General features: G+C 29.2%; 12 protein-coding genes and 11 tRNA genes. 18 read left to right on the top strand and 5 right to left on the bottom strand.

Features of this window, described 5'->3' with window-relative positions:
* Window positions 1-145: 145 nt before the first annotated feature.
* The 11 genes from GPX08_RS15900 to GPX08_RS15850 all read left to right on the top strand — a co-directional run bounded on the left by GPX08_RS15900 (window position 146) and on the right by GPX08_RS15850 (window position 1089).
* A tRNA-Glu gene (locus tag GPX08_RS15900) sits at window positions 146-220 on the top strand.
* A 5-nt stretch (window positions 221-225) separates the two neighbouring features.
* A tRNA-Val gene (locus GPX08_RS15895) sits at window positions 226-301 on the top strand.
* A 4-nt stretch (window positions 302-305) separates the two neighbouring features.
* Window positions 306-382 (top strand) — tRNA-Asp (locus GPX08_RS15890).
* Window positions 383-406: 24 nt separating this feature from the next.
* A tRNA-Glu gene (locus tag GPX08_RS15885) sits at window positions 407-481 on the top strand.
* 5 nt (window positions 482-486) lie between these two features.
* Window positions 487-562: transfer RNA gene (locus GPX08_RS15880), tRNA-Val, on the top strand.
* A 4-nt stretch (window positions 563-566) separates the two neighbouring features.
* A tRNA-Asp gene (locus GPX08_RS15875) sits at window positions 567-643 on the top strand.
* Between the two features lie 25 nt (window positions 644-668).
* Window positions 669-743 (top strand) — tRNA-Thr (locus GPX08_RS15870).
* Between the two features lie 9 nt (window positions 744-752).
* Window positions 753-827: transfer RNA gene (locus GPX08_RS15865), tRNA-Glu, on the top strand.
* Window positions 828-832: 5 nt separating this feature from the next.
* A tRNA-Val gene (locus tag GPX08_RS15860) sits at window positions 833-908 on the top strand.
* A 5-nt stretch (window positions 909-913) separates the two neighbouring features.
* Window positions 914-990 (top strand) — tRNA-Asp (locus GPX08_RS15855).
* Between the two features lie 24 nt (window positions 991-1014).
* A tRNA-Thr gene (locus tag GPX08_RS15850) sits at window positions 1015-1089 on the top strand.
* A gap of 112 nt (window positions 1090-1201) precedes the next feature.
* On the opposite strand, the gene GPX08_RS15845 is transcribed toward GPX08_RS15850, so the two are convergent.
* A complete protein-coding gene (locus GPX08_RS15845; protein ID WP_156627832.1) occupies window positions 1202-2179 on the bottom strand; it encodes a DNA replication protein DnaC in 978 nt (325 codons plus the stop codon).
* Window positions 2172-3170 (bottom strand): DnaD domain protein, encoded by a 999-nt coding sequence (locus GPX08_RS15840; protein ID WP_156627785.1) that lies wholly within the window; start codon window positions 3168-3170, stop codon window positions 2172-2174. The genes GPX08_RS15845 and GPX08_RS15840 overlap by 8 nt, the downstream gene beginning before the upstream one ends.
* 160 nt (window positions 3171-3330) lie before the next feature.
* Between GPX08_RS15840 and GPX08_RS15835 the strand changes: the two genes are divergently transcribed.
* Window positions 3331-4434, top strand: a complete 1104-nt coding sequence (locus GPX08_RS15835) for a peptidoglycan DD-metalloendopeptidase family protein (RefSeq protein WP_156627784.1) — start codon at window positions 3331-3333, stop codon at window positions 4432-4434.
* Window positions 4435-4502: 68 nt separating this feature from the next.
* Here GPX08_RS15835 and GPX08_RS15830 read toward each other — a convergent pair whose 3' ends face one another.
* From GPX08_RS15830 to GPX08_RS15820, 3 genes are all read right to left on the bottom strand, one after another.
* Window positions 4503-5699: a S8 family serine peptidase gene (locus tag GPX08_RS15830; protein WP_156627783.1), complete on the bottom strand. Its 1197-nt coding sequence runs from the start codon at window positions 5697-5699 to the stop codon at window positions 4503-4505.
* 140 nt (window positions 5700-5839) lie between these two features.
* Complete coding sequence (locus GPX08_RS15825; RefSeq protein ID WP_156627782.1) at window positions 5840-6295, bottom strand: dUTPase; 456 nt, start codon at window positions 6293-6295, stop codon at window positions 5840-5842.
* Window positions 6296-6467: 172 nt separating this feature from the next.
* Window positions 6468-7010 carry a hypothetical protein gene (locus GPX08_RS15820; RefSeq protein WP_156627781.1) on the bottom strand — a complete coding sequence of 181 codons (543 nt, stop codon included), beginning with the start codon at window positions 7008-7010 and terminating at the stop codon, window positions 6468-6470.
* A gap of 282 nt (window positions 7011-7292) precedes the next feature.
* Between GPX08_RS15820 and GPX08_RS15815 the strand changes: the two genes are divergently transcribed.
* The 6 genes from GPX08_RS15815 to rlmH all read left to right on the top strand — a co-directional run bounded on the left by GPX08_RS15815 (window position 7293) and on the right by rlmH (window position 12230).
* Complete coding sequence (locus GPX08_RS15815) at window positions 7293-8555, top strand: UDP-N-acetylglucosamine 1-carboxyvinyltransferase (RefSeq protein WP_156627780.1); 1263 nt, start codon at window positions 7293-7295, stop codon at window positions 8553-8555.
* Between the two features lie 21 nt (window positions 8556-8576).
* Entirely contained in the window at window positions 8577-9368 is a 792-nt protein-coding gene (locus GPX08_RS15810) for an MBL fold metallo-hydrolase (protein ID WP_156627779.1), read from the top strand.
* Between the two features lie 43 nt (window positions 9369-9411).
* A complete protein-coding gene (locus GPX08_RS15805) occupies window positions 9412-9909 on the top strand; it encodes a hypothetical protein (protein WP_156627778.1) in 498 nt (165 codons plus the stop codon).
* Window positions 9910-10096: 187 nt separating this feature from the next.
* Entirely contained in the window at window positions 10097-10738 is a 642-nt protein-coding gene (locus GPX08_RS15800; protein ID WP_156627777.1) for a lactate utilization protein, read from the top strand.
* Between the two features lie 75 nt (window positions 10739-10813).
* Window positions 10814-11611 (top strand): Hsp20 family protein, encoded by a 798-nt coding sequence (locus GPX08_RS15795; RefSeq protein ID WP_156627776.1) that lies wholly within the window; start codon window positions 10814-10816, stop codon window positions 11609-11611.
* A gap of 139 nt (window positions 11612-11750) precedes the next feature.
* Entirely contained in the window at window positions 11751-12230 is a 480-nt protein-coding gene (gene rlmH / locus GPX08_RS15790) for a 23S rRNA (pseudouridine(1915)-N(3))-methyltransferase RlmH (protein ID WP_156627775.1), read from the top strand.
* Window positions 12231-12320 lie beyond the last annotated feature (90 nt).

Raw genomic sequence — 12320 nt, 5'->3', positions numbered from 1 at the left:
TGATTATTTTACTAGGTTTTCTAAGGATAATAGCAATGTAATTTAAAAATAAAAAAAAAGTTATTAAAAAGTGTTGACACTATATTAAAATTTATGTATTATAGTTAATGTGCTCGCGGGAACAAACCTGTGAGAAAATAAATATGGCTCCTTGGTCAAGCGGTTAAGACACCACCCTTTCACGGTGGTAACAGGGGTTCGATTCCCCTAGGAGTCACCAAGTACGGAAGCATAGCTCAGCTGGGAGAGCATCTGCCTTACAAGCAGAGGGTCACAGGTTCGATCCCTGTTGTTTCCACCATATTGGCTCAGTAGCTCAGTTGGTTAGAGTGCCGGCCTGTCACGCCGGAGGTCGAGGGTTCGAGCCCCTTCTGAGTCGCCACTTTAAATTTTAAAAAACAAATATGGCTCCTTGGTCAAGCGGTTAAGACACCACCCTTTCACGGTGGTAACAGGGGTTCGATTCCCCTAGGAGTCACCAAGTATGGAAGCATAGCTCAGCTGGGAGAGCATCTGCCTTACAAGCAGAGGGTCACAGGTTCGATCCCTGTTGTTTCCACCATATTGGCTCAGTAGCTCAGTTGGTTAGAGTGCCGGCCTGTCACGCCGGAGGTCGAGGGTTCGAGCCCCTTCTGAGTCGCCATTTTAAAATTTAAACTTTACATTGTGCTGGCATGGCTCAACGGTAGAGCAGCTGACTTGTAATCAGCAGGTTGTAGGTTCGATTCCTATTGCCAGCTCCAAAATTTCATGGCTCCTTGGTCAAGCGGTTAAGACACCACCCTTTCACGGTGGTAACAGGGGTTCGATTCCCCTAGGAGTCACCAAATATGGAAGCATAGCTCAGCTGGGAGAGCATCTGCCTTACAAGCAGAGGGTCACAGGTTCGATCCCTGTTGTTTCCACCAATATTGGCTCAGTAGCTCAGTTGGTTAGAGTGCCGGCCTGTCACGCCGGAGGTCGAGGGTTCGAGCCCCTTCTGAGTCGCCATTTAAATTTATTAATTTACTTTACGCTGGCATGGCTCAACGGTAGAGCAGCTGACTTGTAATCAGCAGGTTGTAGGTTCGATTCCTATTGCCAGCTCCAAAAAAGCTTTAGATTATTCTAAAGCTTTTTTTTATTATATATTTTAATATAAAAATATAAACTCAAGCTAAAAAACTTGAGTTTATATAAGTAACATATAAAATCCTACATTTTATCTTCTTCTTAAATTTGATTGTATTCTAATATCTTCATTATAGAATTTATATAATTTGAAATTTCCTATTAATCTAGAAGCTATTCTTTCTGTATAAGTAACACTTATTTCATTTAAGCTAAGATTTGTAGAAATAATCATTTTTCTTTTCTTAAGCAATTTTTTATTTAAGAAGTTAAAGAATTCAGTTGCAGTAAATTCAGTAATTTGCTCAGTACCTAAGTCATCAATAACTAGTAAATCGCAATTTAAGAGTAAATCTTCTAATACAGAGTTATTTTCTAATTTAATCTCTCTTAAATTTTTCATTAACTCATCAACAGTTCTGTAAACTACTAAATATCCTGAATCTAATAAGCTTTTAGAAACACAGCAACTTAAAAAAGTTTTACCTGTTCCAGAATTACCATAAAACAATAAATTATCATCTGAATTTTTGAAGTTAGGAAGATATTCTTGAGTTAAGTATTTAAGTATATTCTCCATATTCTTTCTTGGGGAGAATTTATCTTGCTCATTTAATTTGTGAGTAGAAAATAATGAAATATTAAAATTATCGAAGTTGTTATTTAGTAATGATGATTTTAAGTCAGAATCTTTATAATAAAGGTTAACTAATTTCTGTTTATAACATGAGCATCTATTTATTCCGATATAGCCCTCATCTTTACATTTAGAACATCTATAGTGAAGATTTAGATAATCTTGGTTATAACCATTTTCAACTAAGGCTTCACATTTTTTAAATCTTAATTCCGTAATTTCATCTCTGTACTTATTTAATGTAGACTCATCCATACCTCTTAAAATATCTAGGGATAATTTAAGAGATTTTTTCTGAATTGAATTATCTAGTTCTAATATTTCAGGATGAAGTCTTTCTATTTCTTTTCTTCTATTTTCTAAATTAGTTTTTTCATCGTTTCTTATTTTTTCATAAATTAATGATAGTTCTTTTTCATATCCTTTAATCATCATTATCCCATCCTAATAATTTCTTTTCTAAGGCATCATAATCATAGTCACGACCTTTAAAGTTATCGAACCTTAGTTTTGGTTTACTATTTGTCTTTTGGTTATTATAGTTTTTCTTTGCAGATGAATTTTTAAATGAAGCTTCTTTCTTTTCTATATCTTGCATAGTTCTTAAATTGTCTTTGTTCCAACTTGATAAAATTCCATCTATATACTTAAAGTCAGCTCTGTTTAGTCTTTGGAAGCAAATATCACAGGCTTTCTTTATTATGTCTAAGGAATAATTATAAGTTGAAGTCCATTTTTCAAGCATATCTTCTTGAGGCTTCATAATATCTGTATTTCGAATTCCTAGGAATTTTAATATTTCTCTATAAGTAACCCATTTGTCTTCATTTTTCCTTATATAACTTTGAGCTGCTTCAATAGTAGTAATATTCATCTCTTTCCAAGCTAATGCGACCTTTTCTATATATCTAAAATTATTTTTTCCTTTAGATAAGCAGAATTCAATTAATAATAGTATTAACTCAGGTGAGAATTTATAATCTTTTTTCCAACTAATATATATTTCAACTTCGCTAGGGGATAGTGGTCTTCCGAGAAGTTGGCTAATATCTTTAAGCATACCACTATTGGATGAATCAGTTAATTCTTCAACTAAGTCAAATTTTTCTATCTTTGTAGTATCATCATTAGTTAAGTCTACAAACTCTATATGAAAATTACCCATTTTATCTATTGGGACTAGTTTAACTATCCCTTCTTCTTGCCAGTAATTTATTGCATTAATAATATCTGATTCTAACAGGTCTAAAGAAGTAGCTAATACTTGAGCGTTAACTCCAAATTCACTTGCAAAATTATATTTAAGCATTAATAAATAGACCTTAATAAATTCGCCTCTAGCCTTTGGCATGTATTTTTCTAAGAAAATATTGCTAACAGGAGTAAAATCAAGAGGCTTAGATTTAAACATAAAAGTACTCATAAATACATTTACCTTTCTAAAAGTAATATTACAATAAGTTAATTATAGCAAAGTGGAAGGTGAGCCTCAACATAACTAGATAAATATAAAAAGGAATATTATTTGTATTTTTGGTAAAACTAATAAATGGATTGCTTAACTAAGAAAAAAAGGAGATATTATGAATATAAAGGAAGACTCGGAAAGGCATTTTAAATTTTTAAAATTTATAGCCTTAAGTTTAATAACAATAATCATTACTTTAAACTACAACTCTTTAAAAGTTAATGCTATGGTTAATGATAATACAGATGTAAAGTCTAATAATATAATCTTTTTAGAAAATAAAGCTGATGATAATATATTAGATAATTTAGTAGTTGCATTAACAGGGAAGGTTTTTGGATATGAAGTGATTTTAAATGATGATAGAATTGGATATACCTTTATTGAAAATAATTTAAATGATATAAAAGAATCAATTTTAAATGAGTATATAAACGAAAAGGGTATAAAAAGAGATAGTATTATATCTTATGAAGTAAATATGAATTTAGAGTTAAAGAGGAATAGATTTGATGTAGAATTACTTCAAACTAATGATGAAGTGGTAAAATTTTTATATGATATAGCTAAAAAAGACAAAGATATAATTAATATTACTGTAAAGTATATTAAAGAAGATGTTTTAGAGATTAAACCAAGTACTTTAATAATCCCAAGTGACAACTTATACTTAGGAGAGAGTAAGGTAGAAGAAGGTACTAATGGATTAAATAAAATAACAAAAGAAGTTACTGCAGATATAGATAAAGAGATACAAAGTAAAATAATAAAACAATCAGTATTAAAAGAAGAAGTTAGTAAGAGAATTTATAGAGGTACTAGAAACCCTTATGAATACGGGGTGGCCTTTTTATCTCATCCTACAAGAGGAGGATATATGACTTCAGGTTATGGAGAGAGATGGAACTCATTCCATAAGGGAATTGATATTGCAGGAGACATAGGAGATGATGTTATTGCTGCCATGGATGGTGAAGTAATATATTCACAATATAACGACGGAGGATATGGAAATTTAATAATAGTTAAGCATGAAGATGATATGGAAACATATTATGGTCATTTAAGCGAAAGCTATGTAGAAGTTGGAGACAAAATTAAAAAAGGTGATATTATTGCTGCTGTTGGAAACACTGGATTTAGTACTGGTCCCCATTTACACTTTGAACTTAGAGTAAGTGATGAACCTGTAGATCCAACAAGTTATATAGTTCAATAAAAAATTAGGTAAATATTATATTCATACTTAAGGTTACACTAAGTAAATAAAATATAATATTTACCTATTTATTTTATAATAGATTTAATATTAATGACTCCATCACCTTGATGATTTTTAGGAATATCTATAGGTTCGCAGGAAACTTTTAATAGTGATGATACATCTTTAGGTGTTAAACTTTCATTATCTGAATATATTAAAGCACATACTCCAGCTACAAAGGCTGCTGCTAAGGATGTACCTGTAAAAGAACTATAAGAAGTATCTAATTTTGAAGGATATAATTTATTTCCATCTTTCTCTGATATATAATTTGTATCACTATTCAAAGAAACTATATTTACACAAGCGGCACAAAAGTTAGGTTTTGTGCTTTTTTTTGTTGGTCCGACTGATGAATATAAATATGATTTTACATTTGCTGTTGAATCATAACCTGAAACTGTAATGCAGTTATTGTTAAGGGCTATGCCTGTTATGGATCCATCTAGATTAATATTACTTCCACTAGGTATAATGCAAGTAATATTTTTATTATTTATTAATGTAACCATATTATTGAATATATTTTGTATAAAAGAATTATACTTTAATAGCTCGAAGGGCATGCAAAGGACTTTTACATTGCCTTTTTCTCCTTCATTTAAAATTAGTTTCATAGCATACAATATGTCTGAAATATATCCTTTTCCACTTTGATCAAAGGCTTTATACGAATATATTTTACTTTCTGGTGCTATTCCTGTGTAAAGTCCATTAGATTTATTGCCATTAGCAGCTATTATTCCAGCTATTGAAGTACCATGTCCATTATCATCATAAGGATATTTATAATAATTAACTAAATCTATAAAAGAAGCTATTCTATTATAGGGACTTATTAAATCATGATGAGGGTAAACACCAGAATCTATTATAGCAACTCCTATTCCTCTTCCTTTATTCTTTATATTTTTGTTATTTAGTTTAGCTTTATTTGCAGTAGTGACACTTATACCGCATAAAAATAAGTACTCATCGAAACATATATACTCAATTTCTGGATATTCTAAGAGTCTATTAATGCCTTTTGAATTCAAGAGTGCTGATATTAATAGACAAGGTTCTATGTGATTAATTACTTTTCCTTTATAAGAAGATATTTTTTTTATTATACTATCTTGAAATCTTTTATATTTTATAAGAATCCTATAATTATTATAAGGATTCGCTTTAATACATTCTTTCAGATTTTGTTCAAGTTTTTTATTAAAAGAAAACATACTATACTCCTAAAATTGATTACAGTATATAGTATATTAATGGGTGTTCTTTTGTTAATATAATAAAATGTTATAAATAAAATAGTAAGAATACTTTATTTATAAAAATAAAAAAGCCTTCAACATTGAAGGCTTTTCTATTACATATTTATAAATCCATTACTAATTTTAGAATCTGAATATCCTAGTGTAATTCCTAAGCTAATAAAATCTTCAAGTAGAGTTATGTAATGATCTTCAGAAGGTGAAATTATTAAATCATTTAGATCTATAAATAAATTTAAAAATTGGTCACTTAAACAATAATCATTTGGTTTTATTGGAACTTCAATAACATTATCATAACCTTTATCAATACCAATAGAGATTATATTGGAAAAACAATCTATATATCTTAAAAAGGTACTATCCTTATCAAAATTAATATCTTCATCAATCCAATATTTGTAGCATTTTGTGTTAGCAGCTAGATGACTTAGTTTTGTGTGTAATTCCAGATGTTTTCTAGCTGAAATTTTGTACTCACTTAAACTTTCATCGATTATTATCTTACTGTTTCTTTCTCTTTGAGCTTCAAAAAAAGCTTTAATGTTCATAAATATCCCCCTGTTTTTAAGGATTTACTATATTATATTTTACAAAAATATTTTGAAATTGAAAAGTGAGGGAAAACGAATACAGAAAATAATTTTAAAAATATTTTAAAAAATAATCTTAGATACACTATAGTAACTAAGATTATACATAAATAAAGTTAATTTATTATATTTACAAGTATAAGTTCTTCTTTAAAGGATAGCTCTTAATTAGTGTTTCTCTTTTATTATTTGAGAATTTCCATAATTCAATTCTATCTACTTTTAAAGTTTCGCATTTTTCTTTTAAATTTATTTCTCCATCTAACTTTTTAGAATCCTTTGGGATAAAATTAAGGTTGGCAAGAGAAATATGCATTTGGTTTTCCTCAGTTTCTTCAGGTACATTAAAACCATATAGTTTTAATGTATCACTCATTAGTCTATTTAATCTTTTGATATATCCAACGTCTTCTATTTTCATGTTCAATGTTTTTTGAGCTTCAGATACTGAAAGATGAGGAGATAATTGAACCTTAAAATTCTTATAAGGCTTAACTATTTTATCCACTACAACATCTAGTTTATCTATATTAGGATTTTCTATGACTTCTAATGGTATATAAGGCGTTGGAGAATTTCTATTTGCTCTAAATTTTTTAGATAAATTCCTTTGAATAGGAGTTAAATGCTTATATGATTCATCATCAAATAATGCAACTAAGTAATACTTCATAGTTTTGGCCTCTCATATCAATATTAATATACGAAATTTACTCATATATAAACTTTTTATAAATTATAACATATTACAGAAAATTAAGAAAGATTATATAATGAAAACTTTTCTTACAAGATGCAGTAAAAAAGCCTTATTGGAAGAAAAAACTCTATTTAAATAAATATATTTTATGTTATAATGATTATTGTAAGTTTTTTAGAATGTTACACAACAATGGATAATAGTTGAAATAAAAGGAAATATTAATATATATAAATAGTGATAAGGGTGAAACGGATGGAAAAGTTAGTTATAAATGGAGGAAAAGCATTAAAAGGTTCTGTCGATATTAATGGTGCAAAGAACTCAGCGGTTGCTATATTGCCAGCGGCTATAATGGCTAGTGAAGGAAAGTGCATTATTGACAATGTGCCAGATATTGAAGATGTTCATTGTCTTGAAAGAATCTTGGCTAGTCTTGGATGTTCAGTTAATAAAATAGATAACAATACTTTAGAAATAGACGCAAGTGATGTTACAAGAGTTGAGGCTTGTACTGATGATGTTAGGAGAATGAGAGCTTCTTATTATTTTATAGGAGCTTTATTATCAAGATTTAAAAAAGCTAGAGTAGAACTTCCAGGGGGATGCCCTATAGGGGTTAGACCTATAGATCAACATATAAAAGGATTTGAAGCATTAGGTGCAAAAGTAACAATAGAGCATGGTGCTGTTACTGTTGAAGCAGAAAATCTTCATGGAGCAAATATATTCTTTGATGTAGTTACAGTTGGAGCTACTATAAATGTAATGATAGCAGCTACTTTAGCTGAAGGAACTACTATATTAGAAAATGTAGCAAAGGAACCTCATGTTGTAGATGTTGCTAACTTCTTAAACTCTATGGGTGCAGATATTAAAGGTGCAGGAACAGATGTTATAAGAGTAAGAGGTGTTGAAAAGCTTAAAGGTTGTAATTATAGTGTTATTCCAGATCAAATTGAAGCTGGAACTTTCATGATTGCAGCTGCAGCAACTAAAGGTGATGTTACTATAAAAAATGTAATACCTAAGCACTTAGAATCTATAGCAGCTAAACTAATTGAAATGGGAGCTATAGTGGAAGAGGGAGACGATAGCGTTAGAGTATATGTTGAGGGAGATTTAAAAGGAGTTAATGTTAAAACAGCTCCATATCCTGGATTCCCAACAGATGTTCAACAACCTATGTCAGCTCTACTAAGTACAGTACCAGGAAAGAGTTTAATAGCAGAAAGTATCTGGGAAAACAGACATAAACATATAGATGAGTTAAAGAAGATGGGCGCAACAATAAAGGTTCAAGGAAGAACAGCAATAATAGAAGGTAGTGAAAAACTAGTTGGAGCCAAAGTTATTGCAACTGATTTAAGAGCTGGAGCAGCAATGGTTATCGCAGGTCTAGTTGCAGATGGAGTTACTGAAATATCAGAAATTGAGCATATAGACAGAGGATATCCTCATATTGAAAATAAGTTCTCTAGCTTAGGAGCAGATATTACAAGAGTAGTAGAAGAGTAGTATCTGATGGGGGATAATAAGATGAAGTTTTGTCCATTATACAGTGGAAGTAGTGGAAATAGTATTTTTATTGCTTCTGATAATGCAAAAGTACTAATAGACGCAGGTCTACCAGGTAAAAAGATAGATGAAGCGCTGAAGAATATTGGGGAAGACCCAAGTAAAATAGATGGAATATTTGTTACTCATGAACATTCAGACCATATAAAAGGAATAGGAGTATTATCTCGTAAATATGATATTCCTATTTTTACTAATGCTGATACTTGGTCTGCAATGGAAGGTAGCATAGGTAAAATAAAGGAACATAATATTAAAATTATGGATAGAAGGTCTACTATTTCTATTAAAGATATAGATGTAATTTCTTTTAATATTCCTCATGATGCAGTAGCACCAGTTGGATATACTATTCATAGTAATGGCAAGAAGGCTAGTGTAACTACTGATTTTGGAATATATACTGAAGAGATAAGAGACAATATTAAGGATTCAGAAGTTATATTGCTTGAAAGCAATCATGATATTAATATGTTGAAATTTGGACCTTATCCATATGCTTTAAAAAGAAGAATATTAAGTGAAGTAGGTCATTTATCAAATGAAGATTGTGGTAAGGCTGTAGTAGACTTAATTAGATATAAGCAAAATAAAAAAATAATCCTGGGTCATTTAAGCGGTACTAATAATCATCCAGATTTAGCTTTAGAAACTGTTATCGGAGTTCTAAGGGAACATAACATACAGCAAAATGTAGATATTGATTTAACTATGGCAAATAGGCATAGCCCAAGTGAAGTTATAGTATTATAATCAATTATATAAATTTATATACCACGTAAAAAGGAGAATGAACATGAGCTTATATAAACAATGGACAGATATGGTAGTTGAATATGTAAAAGCAAGAGGAGAAGAGGCTTTTTGGGATGAATATATGAAGATAGAAACAGCTCTATATAAAGAGATCCTAGGAAAGCATACTGAAAAGTTAACTTGTACAATTAAGGATTTAGCTAGCAATCAAAATACTACTGAAGAGTTTATAATGGGATTTATTGATGGAATTAATGATAGTTTAAAAAATCCTTTAGATTTAGAAGCATTAACAGCTGATGAAGAAATTACATTAGAAGTTGATTTAGAAAAGCTTTATTTCAATATGTTAGATGCTAAGGCTGAATACTTATATACTTTATCTCAATGGGATGGAATTTTCTCACCAGAAAAGAGAAAAGAAATTCAAAAGAAATATAGAGAATCTATAATAGTAAGAAATGAAAATAAAATTGGTAGAAACGATCCTTGCACATGTGGAAGCGGTAAAAAGTACAAAAAGTGTTGTGGAAAGTAAATAGAAAATAATAAAGGTGGAATGTAAGACAGTATAATTTATATAAGATTACATTCCACTTATTTACTTTATATAGATAATTAATGAAATATAAGTTCAATATAGAATAATAATTAAAATAAGATATCATAAAATTGTTAGAAATATCAATATATATAAATCATAATAAATCTGGGGGAGATAAATTATGGATCAAAATTTAAAATGGGTTAATGAACAAAGAATTCTTAGAACTATTGAAGCATTAGAAAGTAATAATATGAATGGATATCTAGTAGAAACTAGGGAAGATATTATAAATAAGATTTGTGAGCTAGTCAATGAAGGTGATACAGTTGCTTGTGGAGGATCTATGTCTTTATTTGAATGTGGAGTAATAGATCATTTAAGAAGTGGTAGATATAACTTCTTAGATAGGTATAAAGAAGGGTTAAGTAAAGAGGAAATAAAAAATGTTTTTAGAGAAAGCTTTTTTGCAGATGCTTACTTTGCAAGTAGTAATGCAATAACAGAGGATGGACACCTATATAATGTTGATGGAAATGGGAATAGAGTAGCAGCTATGCTATACGGGCCTGATAAAGTAATTATAATAGCTGGAGTAAACAAAATAGTAAAAAATATTGATGAAGCTGTAAATAGAAATAGACAAGTATCTGGACCAGCAAATGCAAAGAGGCTAAATAAACTAACACCTTGTACAAAGGTGGGGTATTGTATGGATTGCAGAACAAGTGATAGGATTTGTAGAGAGTTTACTATTATATCAAGTCAAGGTGATAAGGATAGAATGCATGTTATCTTTGTTAATGAAGAATTAGGATATTAATAAAATGTTTTTGTATCAAAAATTATAATATCAAATAATTATATTATATAGGAATTAATATAATAGGAGAGTATAATGTTTGATATATTGCCATTTTTGATGAATAATTTGCTGGGGAATAATACTAATGTTAATGGATTAAATAATAATTTAAATAATGCTCCTAATAATGATTTATTTAATACATTAAACAAATTAAATAATCCTACTAATAGAAATATAAATCCAAATAATAATATGAATAATTATCAATATAATACTTATTCAGATGAAAATAATATTTATGGAGTTTTTAGTAGTAGCTTTAGTGGAAGCTTTAGTAGTAACTTTAATGGTAGCTTTCAAGGGACTCCAAATATAAATAGCAATAATGTTATTGGTGGTACAATTGGTGGCTTTGGAGAAGCTTTTGCTAGTATTTTCAATCAAGTTTTTAATACCTTAGCATCAAATGAAGACCTAGTTAATAATATAGTAGACACTGTTTTAAATAATGAAGTTATTAGTACTATTATTGAGGCAGAGGAAAGTCAAGAAAAGAGTGAAGTATTAAATCTAGAATTTAAAGATTATGGTGATAGATATTTAATTGAGGGAGCCATTGAAGGGGTAGAAAAAAAAGATATAGATATTGATTATGATAATGAGCATATAAGTATTAAGGTAAAAAGAGATGCCCTAGAAGATAGATGTAGGACTATAAATATATTAGAAGAAAAAAATTATGTAGAGAAGAATTTTTTTGTTCCAAATGTAGATCTAGCTAGAATACAAGCTGTTTATAATTCAGATGTATTAAGAATCTACTTGAAAAAGAAACCGGAAGTAGATAAGGGTACTACCATTATAGATGTAGATAGCTATATAAATTAATAATAAAAAATAGTGAAAGAAGTAATTTGTTCCAAATTACTTCTTGTGATATAGGGTTAAAATTTATATTAAGTATTCTTTTAGTAGTAGCTAGAAGATTAAATATAATACAAAAATATTAAACTGATGAGGAGAAATTATGAATATTACAATAATATCTGTTGGGAAGCTAAAAGAAAAATATTTAAAACAAGCAATAGATGAATATTCAAAAAGATTAAGTAGATATTGTAAATTAGAGATAATTGAACTTCAGGATGAAAAGACACCTGATAATGCTTCTGAAAAAGAAGAGCTGCAAATTAAAGATAAAGAAGGAGAAAGCATATTATCTAAAATAAAAGATAATATGTATGTAATTGCTATGGACTTGAAGGGTGAAAATCTAACTTCAGAAAAATTTGCAGCATACATAGAAAATTGTGGAGTTATGGGAAACTCCAATATAGCCTTTATTATAGGTGGAAGTTTAGGTCTTTCTGAAAAAGTATTAAAAAGGGCAAATTATAAGCTCTGCTTTTCAAAAATGACATTCCCACATCAATTATTTAGAGTTATGCTTTTAGAACAAATCTATAGAGGCTTTAGAATAATGAAAGGTGAACCGTATCATAAATAAATGAGGTTTTTACTGAAATTGTAAATAGGTAAATTTTATTATAAGAATTAAGACTCTTACTTATATTCATATATAGGTGGGAGTTTTTAT

Origin of the sequence: Clostridium tertium (assembly GCF_902652255.1) — a bacterium.
Lineage (GTDB): Bacteria > Bacillota > Clostridia > Clostridiales > Clostridiaceae > Clostridium > Clostridium tertium_A.
Note: the sequence above shows the minus strand (reverse complement) of the source record. Positions and strands in the feature narration are given on the sequence as shown.